Genomic DNA, 16,288 nt, shown 5'->3' with positions numbered 1-16,288 from the left:
TCTTCAAGTAATTTTAGTAGTGTATCTTTCATAATGTAAAAGATTAAAATATAAAGTATTGTAGTGTTATTCGGAAAGTCAAGAAAAAATTGAACACCCTACACCTTCCACGAGGGGGTGTTTAATTTTTTTGCTTTTGAATAATGCTACTGTGGATTGTATAGTCTTTGCACTTGAGATTTACCTTGATTTGGAGCAAGTTTTGCATATCGTTCTGTCATCTCGATAGTTTTATGGTTCATAAGCTCTTTGATGGTGTAAATTGGACAACCGTTTATAGCTAAATGTGAAGCAAAAGTATGTCATAGTGTATGAATGACGACTTTTTGATACTCATCTGTGATGCCTTCATTGAAAAGTTTTTTCATAATGCCTCTGATTTTATAAGATACATAGCTTCGTGAAACCGAAAAAATCTTTGCATCTTTTCTCATTTTTTTTGTATGAAATGAAAGAAGATTTAATGTTGAATCATTAAGATACCCAATGTATTTATCATTTGTTTTGAAGTTGTTAATTTTAATGCTTTCATTTTCAAAATCGATATCCGATTTTTTCATCTTCATAATTGAACCAAGTCTTGCTCCAGTACTGAGTGCAATTTCTACAAACAATAATAATTCCATCTCATGTGATACAGCTTTTTTTAGGAGTTCTATCTCTATAGTAGTTAAATATCTCTCTCTTTCGTTGTTGAAGCGGATTGTTTCATCTCGAATAGCTTTACAATATGTAAGTCTAATGCCTTGTGAATATTTACCTATGGTTTTTTGCTTATCTCTGCCTATTTCATCTTTATATCTAATAAGAAATATTTTATCGACTACTTTTTTATCGTCATTTACTACTTCTTTGTAAAAAATACCTGTGTAAGAAGTAGGGATTTTAGGGCTTAAAACTGTCATGTTATCTACCTTTTAAGTCCGCTAAAAGTCCGCTCAATATGAAGAATTATGACTTTTAGCGATTAGATTTGAAGATAGTATATCATGAGAGTTGCCCCATTTCAAGGGGCTTAGAGAGATTTGATGAAATTTGCTAAAATTAGCCTACTGAATAACAAATTCAGTAAAGTAGATGCCTTTTATTTGCCCGTCTGTTATCATTGCGTTTAATGTATTCATGATTTGTTCAGAAACTTTTTGTTTTCCTTTTTTAGAAGAAATCTCTTCTAAAGTTTTCGAACTTAAAATTCTGATGATTCTATCACGAAGTACTGCTGCTTTTGCATCGAGTTCTATACTTAATTCTTCTCCGCTAAGCTCTAAAGATATTGTCGCTTTAAGGTAGCGTCTCCCTGAGTCACTTTTTAGGTTTACAGTGAAAGTGTCAAGCGGGTAGAGTATGCCTATGTCGCTAAGTTTTCTGTCATTATCCATGGCAACACTACTTCTTTTAGTAGTTTGTGATTGAGAGATAGTTTTTTCTTTTGCTTGTGGTGCAGAAGCATCTACAGCCTCATTATCCCCACTCATAAGTAGCACTGCAACCACTGCTCCAATTATTATGATGAAAACTAACACAACAATGATGATAATCATCAGCATATTGCTAGATTTTTTCTCTTTTTTCTCAGTCTCTTCTACTTGTTCTTCATCAGCCATTTTTTTTCCTTGACATTATTTATTTATTTTAATTTTGATAGTATATCGGAAATAATAAAAAAATTTAAATTTTATTTTTTTGTGCGATAGTATTAAGTGGCAAAAATTCAGAGCTCTCTGCATTATAATACTCTATATCCCCATTCTCAATATGATAATACCACCCATGAATATGTAGTCCATCAGCTTCAAATCGCCTTTGTACACTTGGATACGTTAAAATATTTTCAATCTGTTGTATGACTGAAAATTTCTCTGTCAAACGCAGTAACTCCTCTTTGGGAGCATCTTCTGTCAGCGTTGCAATTGCGGAGTTTTTAGCACTCTCTCCGAGTTCAAGCCATTTTTTTGTATGAATGAGATCAGGCGTGTCATCAATCTCATGAAAGAGATGTTCACAAGCACCACAGTGTGTATGACCACAGATAATTATGTCATTAACTTTTAGAACACTAACAGCATATTCTATCGCTGAAGCTGTCGAATGAAAATCTTCATCTGGTTTAAATGGCGGAACAAAGTTACCAACATTACGTACTACAAACAAATCACCTGGATTGCTTTGTATAATTAAATCAGGTATTACTCTAGAATCAGAGCAACCAATAAAAAGTGCTTTTGGTGATTGTCCACTTTTAACGAGGTTTAACAGTGATTCTTTATTCTTTTTAAAGTAGTCTCTAAAGAGTTTGTTGCCTTTTGCATAATCTTTCATTAAATAAACTCTCTTTTTAGCTACAAATTTTTATATCTAAAACTTTCATTATTTCTTCAAAAATCGGACCAGCTTCGCGGCTACAGTCGTCATGATATTCTATAACGTAGACCTCTTTCCCACTTGAAACCTTTGTTGTATATATTTCTGGTTGAAGAGAGCATTTTTTTGTAATATTCTCAATTTGGGGAAGAGCATTTACTTTTTCTTCGTGAGTGTCAAAGCCAATTGCCATTCTTGAAAATCTTTCTTCACTTCTAAATTCTGCATCTATCATCGTTCACCTTTTTTTGTCTTAGTAAGTTATTATACAATTAAATTGTGCAAAAAAAACTTTAAATTGCTCAATTTAATACCACTCTAAAAGTTTTGATACTTCATCAACTATATAAGTCTTCACAGTTGTTTTTTCAAGTGGCTTTTTAGAGACTAATGCTTTGTTGATATTTTGCATTTTTGCCTCTTTTAGTCTTACATCAAGTGCATAGACTTCTCGCACATCCCCCACTAAGGAGACTTCTCCAATGAAAACGGTCTCCTTTGAAATGGCACGGTCACGAAAGCTACTAATAATAGCCGCTAAGATTGCCAAATCTGCTGCAGTTTCAGTTATCTTTATGCCGCCTGTGATGTTGATAAATACATCATACCCTGAGAGTGGAATTTCGAGTTTTCTCTCTAAGAGTGCTAAAAGCATATTGAGACGATTGTTGTCAAAACCTGTTGCTTGTCTTTTTGCATTGGGTGTATGTGACTCTGAAACTAGGGCTTGTACTTCTAAGATGATAGGACGAGAACCCTCCATGATAACAGTAAGTGCAGAGCCACTTTGCGAAGAGTTACGATTGAAAAAGCGTGATGCTATGTCAGTTGCAGAGACTAAACCTTCAGCTTTCATCTCAAAAACACCTATCTCACTCGTAGCACCAAATCGGTTTTTAAATCCGCGAAGTATGCGTAGCTCTTGAGATGAATCACCCTCAAAGTATAAAACTGTATCTACCATATGTTCTAAGACTCTTGGTCCAGCAATGGAGCCTTCTTTTGTGATATGCCCTATGATGAAAATTGCCAAATCTTTTTCTTTTGCTATACGCATAAGCTCAAAAGTGATTTGTCTTACTTGGGTTACTGATCCTGGAGCTGATGTGATGTTTTCTGAGTAAATAGTTTGAATAGAGTCAATGATAAGAAAGTCATATTTTCTATGCTCTAGTTCTACTAATATTTGTTCAAGTCGTATCTCACTTAACAAATAAAGTGAATCATGGTTTGAGTTGAGTCGATTGGCACGAAGTTTTATCTGTCCTGCTGATTCTTCTCCCGTGACATAAAGTACATCTTTTTTCGTTGAGGCAATATTTGCACCTACTTTTAAAAGCAGTGTTGATTTACCTACACCTGGACTTCCCCCGATAAGAGTTAAAGATCCAGGAACAATGCCACCACCAAGTACATTATCGAGTTCATCATCAAGTGAAGAGAAGCGATAAATCTCTTCTTCTACGATATCGTTGATACTAATGGCTTTGGCTGATTTGGATGCAGTAGACTTTGTTTGTTTTACAACTTCTTGTTGTTGCTCACTCAGTTCAATGAAACTATCCCACGCTCCACAATTAGTACATTTTCCCATCCATTTTGGAGTAGTAAGACCACAATGCTGACACTCAAAGAGTATTTTTTTCTTCGCCATAAAAAACCTTTAGTAAGTAATGTATGAATTGTATTCTATTTTAAAGGGATAGTCTAAAAATATGACAAAATGAAATATTAGCAATACTTCCATTTGCCATTTTTGTATTCAATCTTTGTATCTACAGGCGTATTTGCATAATTTACTAGCATCAAATTTTCAGATAAACTTTTGAGAAGAACAAGTTTTTCATCTTTTAAAAATGTTTCAAGTGCACTCTCTTTTTTATCTTTATTGCGTTCTTCTGGTTTTTCTTCATCTACTGCGTTTAGCTCAGTCTGTTGTGTTGTCTCTTTTCCTTTTTCTTCTTTTTCTTCTTTTTCTTCGAAAAGTGCATCTAAAAGACCATCAACAAATTCATACTTATCAAAAGGGGTTAAGTTTTCAGGCTGTTCACCTGTTCCTACATAAAGTATAGGAAGCTCAAGAGCGTAAGCAATACTAAATATACTTCCTCCTTTGGCTGTTCCATCAAGTTTTGTGATGATAATGCCATCGACACCTATCATTTCATTAAATGCTTTTGCTTGAGAAATCGCAGAGTTTCCTTGTGTACCATCAATGATTAAAACAGTTCTATGTGGAGCACCTTCATGGGCTTTTGCACAGATACGATTGATCTTTTTAAGTTCATTAGCAAGATTTGTTTGTGTGTGTAACCTTCCTGCTGTATCGATGATGACATTATCATAGTTTTTTGATTTTGCAGAGTCGATAGCATCATAAGCTACAGCAGAACTATCATGCCCTTGTTTAGATGAAACAATGGGGATCTCAAGCTTATTTGCCCATAATGTAAGTTGCTCAATTGCTGCAGCACGGAAGGTGTCACCTGCACCAAGCATGACTTTTTTACCTTCTTGTTTGTATTTATAAGCAAGTTTTGCAATGGTTGTTGTTTTACCTGCCCCATTAACACCGATGATAAGTTCTACAAATGGTGCAGTATATTCAGGCTCTTTGTAGCTAGTATAAGCAAGTGTGGCGAGAAGTTTTTGCTCTAAAATATCTCTTGTGATTTTTTCTTGATAGATTTCATTTAAGATGATTTCAACCAAACCATACTCAACATCAGCTTCTAAAAGAATCTCTTCAAGTTCATCTTTTGTAAAATATTTTTTTTTCTTTGGAGCAACTGTTTTAATCGCTTCTACAGTTTTGTTAAGTGATTTTTTAATAAATCCAAACATCTATTATTTTCCTAAAGCTTTTTTGATGTCACTTTGGATAAATTCTTCTTCTGTCGCACCTTGATAATAGTTTACTAGTTTTCCATCTTTATACATTGCCATAAGAGGAATACCAAAATCTCTTCCAAGATGAAGTTTTTCTGCAACAGCATCAATAATTCTTGTGTTTTCAGTTGAATTTACTAAAACATAGTCAGCACCATGAAGTTCTCTGAAATTTTTAAGTTTCGTATTTGGGATATTGTTTTCAACAGTGATACCTATGATAACTAAATCATCTTTGTATTTCTTTTGTAGTGAAGCCAAATGTGAAGCTTCTGCTTGACAAGGAGGACACCAAGTTGCAAAAATATCTAAGATAAGGACTTTTCCTTGCATATTTTTTAGTTTAAAACCTTGTGGTGCTTTTTCTATGATGTACTGTTTATTATCTAAACCTGTTAAAACAAATTCGTTTGTTGATAAAATGGAGTTTACATCTTGAGCTGTATCTTTGTTGTTGTCTGAACAAGCTTGAAACATTAATGAAGCCGCTAAAAGCGTTGATAATAGAGAAAATTTTGACATGAACCTTTTGCCTTTGTTTATTTATTTGTGTAAAATGTGCAAAATTATAACCATAAAGATGTAATATGACTCTTACAAAGAATGTATTTAGACAAAATTGTCTCAAAAAGATTAAAAAATCGTCACAACATAACAAATTTTATAAAAATTATCTGCTTAACAAAAAACTCATAGATGAGATATCTGCTTATGCAGGGAAGAAGCGACTGAAAATACTTTTTTATTATCCGTTACCATTTGAAGCAGATATACGCAAATCTCTCAAGATACTAGGGAAAAAACATGAGGTATTTATTCCATTTATGGAAGGTAAAAGTTTTAAGATGGTACCATTTAGGCTACCGCTGAAAAAAAAGAATTTTGGTGTCTTTGAAGCGGGAAATACAATAAAAAATATAAATAAAATTGATATAGCTATAGTACCAGCCGTTGGTGTTGATGGAAAGTTACAAAGAGTTGGTTTTGGAAAAGGGATGTATGATCGTTTCTTTGAAAAACTAAACAAGAAACCTTATACAATATTTACACAGCCAGAATTTTGTTACACAAAAAAGTTGATATGTGATGCATATGATGTGTCATGTGATGTTTTAATCACGCCAAGGAAAACGATAAAAAGAGGTACTCTATAGTTTAAACGAAAAGGGTTTACAAACATGTTAGATGAGATACTACTAGGTGGCACGATTGCCACGGTGAGTGGAGTAGTGGGTTTTTTCATCTCTAAAAAAATTACAAGCGCAAATTTCGATATTTATGTTGAACAAGCTGTTGCAAAAGCAAAAGCAATTGAAAATGAAGCACAAACACTACTTGAGCGTGCAAAACTTAAAGCTCGTGAAATTGAACATGAAGCACAAAAAGAGTTTGATAATGTGAAAGAGAGGGTACGTGCAGATTTTTCTCAAAGAGAGGATGAACTTGTTCGAAAAGAGAAAAAATTTGAGCAGTATGAAAAAGCTAAAGAAGAAACAATTCAAAGCAAATTAAGTCAGCTCAAAGCGCAAAAAATTAATTTGGATAGAAATGAAAAATCACTCGCTTTACTCAAAGAAAATTATGAGAAAAAAAGAGATGAGGCACTACATACCATAGAACATAGTGCAGGAATGACTCAAGATGAAGCTAAAAATGTCTTACTTGAAAAAATAGAAGAGAAGTCTCGTGCAGATATTGCACATATTGTCAGAAAAAGTGAAAATGAAGCTAGAGAAGAAGCAGAAAAAAGAGCAAACTATATCTTGGCACAGGCAACAAGCCGTTTTGCAGGAGAATTTGCTACTGAGCGGCTTACTAACTTAGTTCATTTAGAAAATGATGAACTTAAAGGTCGTATCATTGGAAAAGAGGGGCGTAACATTAAAGCGCTTGAGAGTTTACTTGGTGTGGACATCATTATAGATGATACACCAAATGCAATTCTGGTAAGTAGCTTTAATCTTTATCGCCGAGCTATTGCAACAAAAACACTGCAGCTTTTGATTGAAGATGGAAGAATTCAACCCGCAAGAATTGAAGAGATCTATAAAAAAGTCTCTGATGAATTTGAATCAAAAATATTGGCTGAAGGTGAAGAGCTTATTGCTAATATGAATATTGGGGTTATGCACCCAGAGCTTGTTAAACTCATCGGTCGTTTACGATACCGTGCAAGTTATGGACAAAATGCTTTGGCACATACTTTAGAAGTGGCACATTTAGCAGGAGTTATGGCTGCTGAGATGGGTGGTGATGCTATCCTAGCTAAACGGGCAGGGCTTTTACATGATATTGGTAAGGCTTTGACGCATGATCATGATGGAAATCATATTGATTTGGGTGCTGAGATATGTAGTAGGTATAATGAGAGTGAAGTTGTAATAAATGCAATATATGCACATCATGGACAACAAGAGATTAACTCTATCGAATGTGGTGCAGTTTGTGCTGCAGATGCACTCTCTGCTGCAAGACCAGGGGCGAGAAGGGAAGTGTTAGAGAGTTTCTTAAAGCGTGTTACTGAGATAGAAGATATAGCTTCTTCACGTGATGGCGTGAGACAAGCCTATGCTATTAACGCAGGTCGAGAGGTTCGTGTTATTGTGAATGCTAGCTTAGTTAATGACGATGAGTCTATTTTAATGGCGAAAGAAATTGCTAAAGAGATAGAAGATAGAGTGCAGTACCCAGGCGAAATTAAAGTGAATGTTATCCGTGAAAGTAGAGCAATAGAGTTTGCAAAATAGCAACTCTTGCTCTAAAAGATTATTTTGTAATTGTAACTACAATTGCTCCTCTTAAATCTCCCATTTTGTAATGCATAGCTTTGTCAATCGGATAACGCTCTGCTATTGCACGTTTTAAATCAGTCTCTTTTACGTCACCATGACATTTGAGACATACTTGCTTCTTGATTATAAGTGGCTTATAATACTTGTATGTATTTGCATCTACTTTTTGGATGAGTTGTTTTGGCAAAAGAATATTGGCATCTTTAAGCTTTTGTAGAGACTCTAAAACAACTTGTTCATTACCTGTAGGCTTGTTCGCGGGATTTCTAAATTTACTACTAATTCTTTTGACTCGTACACCGTTAGGAAGTTTTTGATTTACTTTTTCAGTGAGGGTGTACGCTTCTTGAGAACAAAAATCAAGAGCCTGAAGGGGTCCACCAGCTTTCATATTTTTTTTCATATTAGAAGCTAAAGTTTTTAGAAGAAGTTTGGAGCTAGTTTGTCCCATCTTGATGAGGGCTTTGATTTGAGTATTTTCTTTTGTTTTGGGAGCTGCTAAGAGTAAGGATGTAGCGAGGCTTAATAATGTAACTAATTTGAGAAGATTCATTGTTTTTTTCCTTATTTTTAAAATTATGTGAACGATTATAACAAAACTTATAATAATTTAATGCAAGTTTGATTATAATTGCGCTAATTTTAATAGACAAGGGAGCACGCCAATGGGTGAATTGTTTACTTTTTTCGGACTTATCTCAGAAGATAAGACTTTTATTTTCATGACACATATGCTACTATCAGCTGGTATAGCTTTATTTTTAGCAAAAGTTGCAATGACAAACTTACAAATTGTACCAAAAGGTACTCAAAACCTTATGGAAGCTTATATTCAAGGTGTGCTGAGTATGGGTACGGATGTTATGGGTAAGTCACACGCTCGTAAATATCTTGCACTTGTTGCAACAATAGGTTTGTTTGTTGGAGTGTCAAATATTATTGGTATTCTTCCAGGTTTTGAAGCTCCAACTGCAATGCTTGAAATGCCTTTGGCGTTAGCACTTACTGTTTTTGTTTATTACAACTACGTTGGTATCAAGGCTCATGGATTATTACTTTATCTAAAACATTTTTTAGGTCCAGTATGGTGGTTATATTGGTTAATGTTCCCGATTGAGATTGTTTCTCATATTTCTCGTATCATTTCTCTTTCTTTCCGTCTTTTTGGAAATGTAAAAGGTGATGATATGTTCTTAATGGTAATCTTGATGCTTGCTCCATGGGTTATGCCAATGGTACCATTTGCACTTTTAACATTTATGGCATTCTTACAAGCGTTTATCTTTATGATGCTTACTTATGTTTACCTTGGTGGCGCAATAGCTGTTGAAGAACACTAGGTCTTTTACTTCCATGCAAAAAGATATTTATGATAGACTCATAAGCTTTTTGCTTGGAGCATCATGGGCTATTGTGCTTTTTGGTGCTCTTCTTACATTTAAACTATTTATTAGTTTAGGAATTGCTCTTGCAATATTTTCTACTCTTATTTATGTTATCTCTTCCCTCTTTCTTATCCTTCTTTTAGACGCTTTTGAAGTGAATAAAAAAAGACTTGCTGAAGCAAAAAAGCAGACAAAACTTTTAGAAAAAATCTACGCGAAACATACTAAATAACATCTTTTAAAGCATAAATCAGCTAAAATAGAAGTAATTAATTTATTTTTATAAGGAAATCTATGTTTGAAGTAGTTATCGGTCTTGAAGTCCATGTACAATTAAATACGAAATCAAAACTTTTTTGTTCATGTGCAACGAGTTTTAATCATAAACAAAATACAAATACTTGTCCCACGTGTTTAGCTTTACCTGGCGCTTTGCCTGTGCTTAACAAAGAGGTTGTACATAAATCTATCATGCTTGGAACTGCACTTGAAGCAAGAGTAAATAGAATTTCATATTTTGATAGAAAATCATACTTTTATCCCGATTCTCCTACAGCATATCAAATAACGCAACTCTATACACCAATAGTTGAACATGGAAAACTTCAAATTGATTTTGAAGATGGAAGCAATAAAATTATCCGTGTAAATCGTGCTCATATTGAAGCCGATGCAGGAAAAAATATTCATGATGGAGATATTTCTAAAGTAGATTTGAATCGTGCGGGAACACCTTTGCTTGAAATAGTCTCAGAACCAGATATGAGAAGTGCTGATGAAGCAATTTTATATCTTAAAAAACTTCATTCTATTATCCGTTATTTGGATATTGGTGATGCAAATATGCAAGAGGGAAGTTTTAGGGTTGATGTAAATGTTTCTATCCGTCCAAAAGGAGATGAAAAGCTTTATACTCGTGTAGAAATTAAAAATATCAATTCATTTAAGTTCATTCAACGTGCAATTGAACTTGAAGTAGCTCGTCAAACTGAAGCATGGGAAGATGGTGTTTATGATGATGAGATTTGTCAAGAGACTCGTCTTTTTGATCAGGTAAAACAAGAAACCCGTTCTATGCGTGGAAAAGAAGAAGCGGCTGATTATAGATACTTTCCGGAGCCAGATTTACTCAAATGTGTTGTAACAGATGAGATGATGCAAAAATATACAAAAATTCCAGAATTACCAGACGAGAAGAAAGATCGTTTTGTTAAAGAATACGGTATGACTGAATACAATGCAGCCGTTATAACTTCTGCTGTGGAGATGGCTAACTTTTTTGAAACGATGATAGAAGAAGAACCAGTCACAGCAAAAACTGCAACTACATGGTTAACTGTAGAACTTCTAGGACGTTTAAAAGGTGAGATAAATCTTTCTAACTCTCCTGTAAACGCAGTAAAACTTGGTTTCTTAGTCAAAAGAATTGATGATAAAACTATCAGTGGAAAAGCTGCAAAAGAGGTACTTGACTACTTGATGGAAAATGAAGAAGTTACTGTTGATGATGCTATTGATACACTTGGCTTGAAGCAAGTAACAGATACAGGAGCTATTGAGGCGATTTGTAATGAAATTATTAGTGCAAATCCTGAAAAAGTTACACAATACCAAGGTGGAAAAGAAAAACTTTTTGGTTTTTTTGTTGGTCAAGTGATGAAAGCAAGTAAAGGAAGTGCAAATCCTCAAGTTGTAAACGAAATTTTAAAAGCTAAATTAGGCTAAATATTGTGCTAAAAGCCTGGATATTAGATTTTGCGTATTTTTTAAATACATCAAAAAAATATCAAACTTTTAAAACATTTTTTTATAATATACTAGAAAATGAGAAATATAAATATAAAAAATATCTAGATTTATTTATGATGGCTCTCATTTTTACTAGTGTAGCTGTTTTGATTCGAGAAGTTAAATATCCTGTTAATGATTATCTTCGATTTTTTAGTAACTATGTTATCTCTATCATTTTTTTGATAGAGTACTTACTTCGTCTTTGGGTAAATAGTAGTGTGACTAAGATTATCATTGCAAGAGCGGAACATGATACTTTCCTTTTTCGTGATGTAAATCTTCAAAAAGCCTTTAGAAATGTAGCAAAAGTAAAACTTTCTTATATACTTTCCCCACAAGCAATAATAGACTTGTTAGCAATTATGCCATTTTTTCATGAGCTGCGTTTACTTCGTATATTTATAATTTTTCGTGTTTTTAAGATATTTCGATATGCAAAAAGTTTTCAAATTCTCTTTTCTGTATTAGCTACAAAAAAGTTTGAATTTTTAACGCTTGGTATTTTTGCTTCAATCATAATTTTTATCTCATCAGTTTTGATTTATGTAATGGAAGCAAATAGGAATGACTCTCCTATAAACACCCTGTTTGAAGCATTCTATTGGTCTATAGTGACAATTTCAACAGTAGGTTATGGGGACATTACTCCAACATCAAATGAGGGACGTTTTGTTGCTATTATTGTTATTGGCACTGGTGTTGCCGTTTTAGCTTTTACCACTTCATTGTTTGTTTCTGCTTTTACGGAAAAACTAGATGAAATCATAGAAGCAAAAACGATTGAAAATATTTCTAAACTGAAAAAGGTTTATCTTATTTGTGGGTATGAGCGTGTAGCGAGTGAAGTTGCTAAAAAGCTTTTTTTAAAGGAGTATTCTATCATTGTCTTAGATGCGGATATACAAAAGGTAAATCAGGCTAAACAGGATGGTTTTACTGCTTTGAATTATGATCCTGGGATTGTTGCTAGTTACAAGAAGCTTGATATTGATATTACAAAACAGGTAAAAGCTATTTTATGTTTAAATGAAAATGATGTTGAAAATGTTTATACTACTCTAACAATCCGTTCTCTACATAAAGAGGTGTTTATTCTTTCTCTTCTTATGAATGATTCTAATCGAAAAAAACTAGAATTTGCCGGTATAGACAAGCTTGTATATCCCCAAGAGCTTATAGGTCTTATAACAAAAGAACTAGTAGGTAAGCCTGTTGCATTTGAAGTTATTCATGAACTTAGAAGTGAAGACTCCGAAGTTTCTATTGATGAACTTGGAATTACGCAAAGAATAGTGGATAATTTTCCAACTATTGGTAGTTTAGTGAACAAAGAGTACAGAGTTGTTTTACTTGGTGTATATAAAACGGATAAAGATAGGTTTTACTTTAATCCATTAGATTCAACATTATTAGAAGTAGGTGATTATCTTTTGGTCATTGGTTATCATGTTTTTATAAAAGAGTTTGAAAAATATTTATATACAAAGGTCAAGAATGCGTAAAACGACAGCTTTGATATTTGGTCACAATAAATATGCACAAGAGATTGTAACAAATTTACAAGATAGCTACACAAAGATAAAAGTTTATACAATGGATGAAAATGATTTGGGAGAGGGTGCATACGAGCTTGAATCATTTGATTTGAGCGATGAGTGGCAACTCATTGAAAAAGATGTTGATATTAATTCATCCATAGCCTTTTGTGTTTTAGAAGATACATCGAAAAATATATTTTTAACTATTTCCCTTAGAGCTGCGTTTAAGGAGTTGAGTATTATTGCAGTCTCTTCAAATAATGAAAGTGCAAACAAGCTTAAAATGGCTGGTGCAAATAAAGTCATTCCTTTGGTTGAGACTACCTCAGATATTATTGCAAATATGCTAGAAAAACCAATTTCAAATAAAGTCTTACATAGTATATTGTATGAAGAGAGCGCTTTAAAAATTGCTCAGATTCGTATCAGTAATGAAAGTAAATTCAAGGATGAAAAATTAAAAAGTATAGATTGGACAAGATACAATGGAATAATTGTTCTCTCAGTCATGCATGAAAATATGAAAAGTGAGTTTATATATTCTTCTAAGGCAAAACGTCATATCATTAAAGAAGGTGATGTGTTAGTAATTGTAGGATATGAAAGAGATATTCAAGAATTTGAAAAGTTAATAAGGAGTGAGCGATATGTCAATTGGAGTAATTGGAGCTGGTAAGTGGGGGAGTGCATTAGCATTCGCCTTAAGTGAGAAAAATGATGTTGTTATTACCTCGAGGAGAGTACGTGAACTCGATAATTTTGTTTCACTTGAAGAGATTTTAGAGTGTGAGTATCTTGTTGTAACGGTTCCTGCACAACAAGTATCTTCTTGGCTCGAAGAAAATTTTGTATTTAAAAATCAAAAAATTCTTGTCGCTGCTAAAGGAATTGAAGCAAAGAGTGGAATGTTTTTAAATGAAATATATGAAAAGTATGTACCAAGTGAAAATATAGTATTTCTTTCAGGTCCTTCTTTTGCAACAGAAGTACAAAAATCTTTACCGACTGCTCTTGTAGTAAACTCTTTAAACCAAGAACTTGCCCAAGAGTTTGCAGCACTTTTTCCATCTTTTATAAAAACGTATACTTCAAATGATGTTATCGGAGCTGAAATCTCAGGTGCATATAAAAATGTTATAGCGATAGCTGCTGGAATTTGTAATGGTCTTGAGCTTGGAAATAATGCTGCAGCAGCCTTAATTTCTCGTGGTTTGGTTGAGATGCAGCGTTTTGGTCTAAGTTATGGAGCACAAGCAGAGAGTTTTCTTGGTTTAAGTGGTGCGGGAGATTTGTTCTTAACAGCTTCTTCAACTATGAGTAGAAACTTTAGAGTTGGGCTTGGACTGGCTAAGGGGCAAACACAAGAAGAGATTATAGAAGTGCTAGGTGAAGTTGCTGAGGGTATCGGTACAGCGTATGCATTGCATGATATCTCAATAAAAAACAGTCTCTATCTTCCTATAGCAAGAGAAGTGTATTTGACACTTGAAGGAAAAAATCCTAGAGAAAGTTTACGTGACTTATTGACAAACTAAGGGGCATATGTGCTACAGGGCAAAGAACAGTTTTTTAAGATTTTTATTGCGTTGGCGATTGGCTTGGCTACATATTTTGTAGCTACTTTAGCATTTAATGCAGTACAAAGTGAATTACTTGGATTGATAGCTTTGTTAGTAACATTGTGGACAAATGAAGCTTTGCCTTTAGGCGTAGTCTCTTTGCTCCCCATAGTGCTTTTTCCAGCATTTGGTATCCTCAACACTAAAGCAACTACAGTGAATTATGCCCATCCTATTATTTATCTTTTTTTGGGTGGCTTTTTATTAGCAATCGCAGTAGAAAAAACGAAACTGCATATACACATCGCACACAAACTTTTAGCCTTGTTTCCATCAACGCCACGAGGTATTATCTTCTCTTTAGCTATAACATCAGGCTTATTAAGCTCCATACTCTCAAATGAGTATAGGGGTACAAAATCTTACAGTTCTCAGTCAAAATCATACTCAAGGGCTAGATAACAAGCAAAAAAAAGTAATGTATTTGATGTTTGGCTTAATTGTACTTCTTTTTGTAAATGCTCCTATTAGACCCTATTGGGAAGGATTAGGATTAAGTGAAAGCGGTATTTTACTTGCTTTTGGACTTGTTCTATTTATGCCACCATTTAATATACTGCAATGGCAAGAAGATAGTATGAAAATTCCGTTTGCCATTATATTTTTATTTGGGGCAGGTTTTTCCATCGCGAAGGATTTTAGTCAAACAGGCTTGGCAGAAGAGATAGCAATATATCTTCTTTCTATGACAAATATGTCGCCAATTCTACTGCTTTTTAGTGTTGCGATACTCATTACTTTTACCACTGAGATTACTTCTAATACGGCTCTTATTTCAATTATGTTACCGGTAATTTATTCTGTAGCACAAAAGTCAGGAATAGATACAACACTCTTTATGATGGTTGCAACTTTGTGTGCTAGTTATGCTTTTATGTTACCAATTGCGACACCTCCAAACGCAATAGCGATGAGCAGTGGAGTGGTAAATATAAAAGATATGCTTCGTTATGGGATAGTATTGAATTTGTTAGGTATATTTTTTATTGTAATGATAGCTGAGTATTTTTGGAAAGGGATTATTTAATTTTTTTCTTTTTGTAAAACATATAAAAATCTTTAAATATTAATACGAGAGAATAGACCCATAAAATATCTAATATGTAGTTGTGTCTGTAGCAATGTGTTAAGAGATAAATATATCCTAGTACGATAGGCCATTTTAAAAAATAAAAAAAGAGTATTCCAACGCCATATAGTTCTTTCATAAAAAAGAGTTTACCTAAAAACAATCAAATATTTGATAAAATTGCACAATTTTTAAAAAGGCGAGAATAATGGTTGTACATATAGTAATGTTTAAATTTAAAGATGAAGATAAAGCTTTAAATATAGAAAAAGTAAAAATTGCACTTGAAGCTTTGTCAGCAAAGATTGATATCTTAAAAAGTATAGAGGTAGGTGTTAATTTTAATGAAGCACAAAGAGCAATGGACTTATCTCTTTATTCTACTTTTGAGAACGAAGAAGATTTGAAAATTTATGCAACACATGAAGAACATTTAAAAGTTGTTACTTTGATAAAGGAAGTAACTGTAGAATCAAAAGTTGTTGATTATCATATTTGACGATAAAATAAAATGAAAAACAGACTTAAATCGTCAAATTAGCTTAAATATCTTCACTAAACTTATATTAATTTGTGATAAACTTCAAACGATATTAAATACAAGGATTAGATTATGGCAGAGCCTAAATTAGAAGATATTGGTGATTATGATACATTAAAAGGTGAAAAGAAAACTATCGTTTGGACGGTAGTAATAGTTGGACTTTTAATCGGTGTAGCGTACGTTATAGCATATAACGTATATGGAAATACAGATGACAGTATCAAAGTTAAAGATAAAATTACAGTAGTGCCATCAAGTAAAAGCATACCACTTCAGTAACTCTTTGATATAATAATTTAA

Annotated in this window: 18 protein-coding genes and 2 pseudogenes; 12 read left to right on the top strand and 8 right to left on the bottom strand. The window is 33.4% G+C overall.

Going from position 1 to position 16,288, the window contains the following annotated elements:
- Nucleotides 1-146 precede the first annotated feature (146 nt).
- The 7 genes and pseudogenes from MV052_RS09830 to MV052_RS09800 all read right to left on the bottom strand — a co-directional run bounded on the left by MV052_RS09830 (nt 147) and on the right by MV052_RS09800 (nt 5,772).
- Nucleotides 147-905: pseudogene (locus MV052_RS09830) on the bottom strand (site-specific integrase).
- A gap of 144 nt (nt 906-1,049) precedes the next feature.
- Nucleotides 1,050-1,604: a flagellar basal body-associated protein FliL gene (gene fliL, locus MV052_RS09825; protein ID WP_297443875.1), complete on the bottom strand. Its 555-nt coding sequence runs from the start codon at nt 1,602-1,604 to the stop codon at nt 1,050-1,052.
- Nucleotides 1,605-1,668: 64 nt separating this feature from the next.
- Entirely contained in the window at nt 1,669-2,319 is a 651-nt protein-coding gene (locus tag MV052_RS09820; RefSeq protein ID WP_297443873.1) for a carbonic anhydrase, read from the bottom strand.
- Nucleotides 2,320-2,335: 16 nt separating this feature from the next.
- On the bottom strand, nt 2,336-2,596 hold the full coding sequence (locus MV052_RS09815) for a hypothetical protein (protein ID WP_297443871.1): 261 nt from the start codon (nt 2,594-2,596) through the stop codon (nt 2,336-2,338).
- Between the two features lie 72 nt (nt 2,597-2,668).
- Nucleotides 2,669-4,015: a DNA repair protein RadA gene (gene radA / locus MV052_RS09810; RefSeq protein ID WP_297443869.1), complete on the bottom strand. Its 1,347-nt coding sequence runs from the start codon at nt 4,013-4,015 to the stop codon at nt 2,669-2,671.
- Nucleotides 4,016-4,329: 314 nt separating this feature from the next.
- A pseudogene (ftsY, locus tag MV052_RS09805) lies at nt 4,330-5,205 on the bottom strand (signal recognition particle-docking protein FtsY); the annotation flags it as partial.
- A 3-nt stretch (nt 5,206-5,208) separates the two neighbouring features.
- Nucleotides 5,209-5,772 (bottom strand): TlpA disulfide reductase family protein, encoded by a 564-nt coding sequence (locus MV052_RS09800; protein ID WP_297443867.1) that lies wholly within the window; start codon nt 5,770-5,772, stop codon nt 5,209-5,211.
- 65 nt (nt 5,773-5,837) lie between these two features.
- Here MV052_RS09800 and MV052_RS09795 point away from each other — a divergent pair, with 65 nt between their 5' ends.
- Together MV052_RS09795 and rny are read left to right on the top strand one after the other, a co-directional pair.
- Nucleotides 5,838-6,404, top strand: coding sequence for a 5-formyltetrahydrofolate cyclo-ligase (locus tag MV052_RS09795; protein WP_297443866.1), 567 nt, complete (start codon nt 5,838-5,840; stop codon nt 6,402-6,404).
- Between the two features lie 24 nt (nt 6,405-6,428).
- Complete coding sequence (gene rny / locus MV052_RS09790; protein WP_297443864.1) at nt 6,429-7,997, top strand: ribonuclease Y; 1,569 nt, start codon at nt 6,429-6,431, stop codon at nt 7,995-7,997.
- 19 nt (nt 7,998-8,016) lie between these two features.
- On the opposite strand, the gene MV052_RS09785 is transcribed toward rny, so the two are convergent.
- Nucleotides 8,017-8,595, bottom strand: coding sequence for a DUF3365 domain-containing protein (locus MV052_RS09785; RefSeq protein ID WP_297443862.1), 579 nt, complete (start codon nt 8,593-8,595; stop codon nt 8,017-8,019).
- Nucleotides 8,596-8,707: 112 nt separating this feature from the next.
- On the opposite strand from MV052_RS09785, the gene MV052_RS09780 reads away from it, so the two are divergent.
- From MV052_RS09780 to MV052_RS09740, 10 genes are all read left to right on the top strand, one after another.
- On the top strand, nt 8,708-9,382 hold the full coding sequence (locus MV052_RS09780; protein ID WP_297443860.1) for a F0F1 ATP synthase subunit A: 675 nt from the start codon (nt 8,708-8,710) through the stop codon (nt 9,380-9,382).
- Nucleotides 9,383-9,395: 13 nt separating this feature from the next.
- On the top strand, nt 9,396-9,659 hold the full coding sequence (locus MV052_RS09775) for a hypothetical protein (protein ID WP_297443858.1): 264 nt from the start codon (nt 9,396-9,398) through the stop codon (nt 9,657-9,659).
- 62 nt (nt 9,660-9,721) lie between these two features.
- Nucleotides 9,722-11,152 (top strand): Asp-tRNA(Asn)/Glu-tRNA(Gln) amidotransferase subunit GatB, encoded by a 1,431-nt coding sequence (gene gatB, locus MV052_RS09770; RefSeq protein ID WP_297443856.1) that lies wholly within the window; start codon nt 9,722-9,724, stop codon nt 11,150-11,152.
- Nucleotides 11,153-11,157: 5 nt separating this feature from the next.
- The gene (locus MV052_RS09765; protein WP_297443854.1) at nt 11,158-12,720 is read left to right on the top strand and encodes an ion transporter; all 1,563 of its coding nucleotides are present in this window, start codon (nt 11,158-11,160) and stop codon (nt 12,718-12,720) included.
- Nucleotides 12,713-13,432, top strand: a complete 720-nt coding sequence (locus MV052_RS09760; protein WP_297443852.1) for an NAD-binding protein — start codon at nt 12,713-12,715, stop codon at nt 13,430-13,432. The genes MV052_RS09765 and MV052_RS09760 overlap by 8 nt, the downstream gene beginning before the upstream one ends.
- Nucleotides 13,404-14,291 carry an NAD(P)H-dependent glycerol-3-phosphate dehydrogenase gene (locus MV052_RS09755; protein ID WP_297443850.1) on the top strand — a complete coding sequence of 296 codons (888 nt, stop codon included), beginning with the start codon at nt 13,404-13,406 and terminating at the stop codon, nt 14,289-14,291. The genes MV052_RS09760 and MV052_RS09755 overlap by 29 nt, the downstream gene beginning before the upstream one ends.
- Before the next feature lie 9 nt (nt 14,292-14,300).
- On the top strand, nt 14,301-14,777 hold the full coding sequence (locus MV052_RS10350; protein WP_366089414.1) for an SLC13 family permease: 477 nt from the start codon (nt 14,301-14,303) through the stop codon (nt 14,775-14,777).
- Nucleotides 14,716-15,402: an SLC13 family permease gene (locus tag MV052_RS10345; protein ID WP_366089413.1), complete on the top strand. Its 687-nt coding sequence runs from the start codon at nt 14,716-14,718 to the stop codon at nt 15,400-15,402. Before MV052_RS10350 ends, MV052_RS10345 begins: the two co-directional genes overlap by 62 nt.
- A gap of 250 nt (nt 15,403-15,652) precedes the next feature.
- On the top strand, nt 15,653-15,943 hold the full coding sequence (locus tag MV052_RS09745) for a Dabb family protein (RefSeq protein ID WP_297443848.1): 291 nt from the start codon (nt 15,653-15,655) through the stop codon (nt 15,941-15,943).
- Between the two features lie 114 nt (nt 15,944-16,057).
- Nucleotides 16,058-16,267, top strand: a complete 210-nt coding sequence (locus MV052_RS09740; protein ID WP_297443846.1) for a hypothetical protein — start codon at nt 16,058-16,060, stop codon at nt 16,265-16,267.
- Nucleotides 16,268-16,288 lie beyond the last annotated feature (21 nt).

Origin of the sequence: Sulfurimonas sp. (assembly GCF_026988655.1) — a bacterium.
Taxonomy (GTDB): Bacteria; Campylobacterota; Campylobacteria; order Campylobacterales; family Sulfurimonadaceae; genus Sulfurimonas.
The sequence above is the reverse complement of the archived record's forward strand: the minus strand, read 5'-3'. Positions and strand labels throughout refer to the sequence as shown.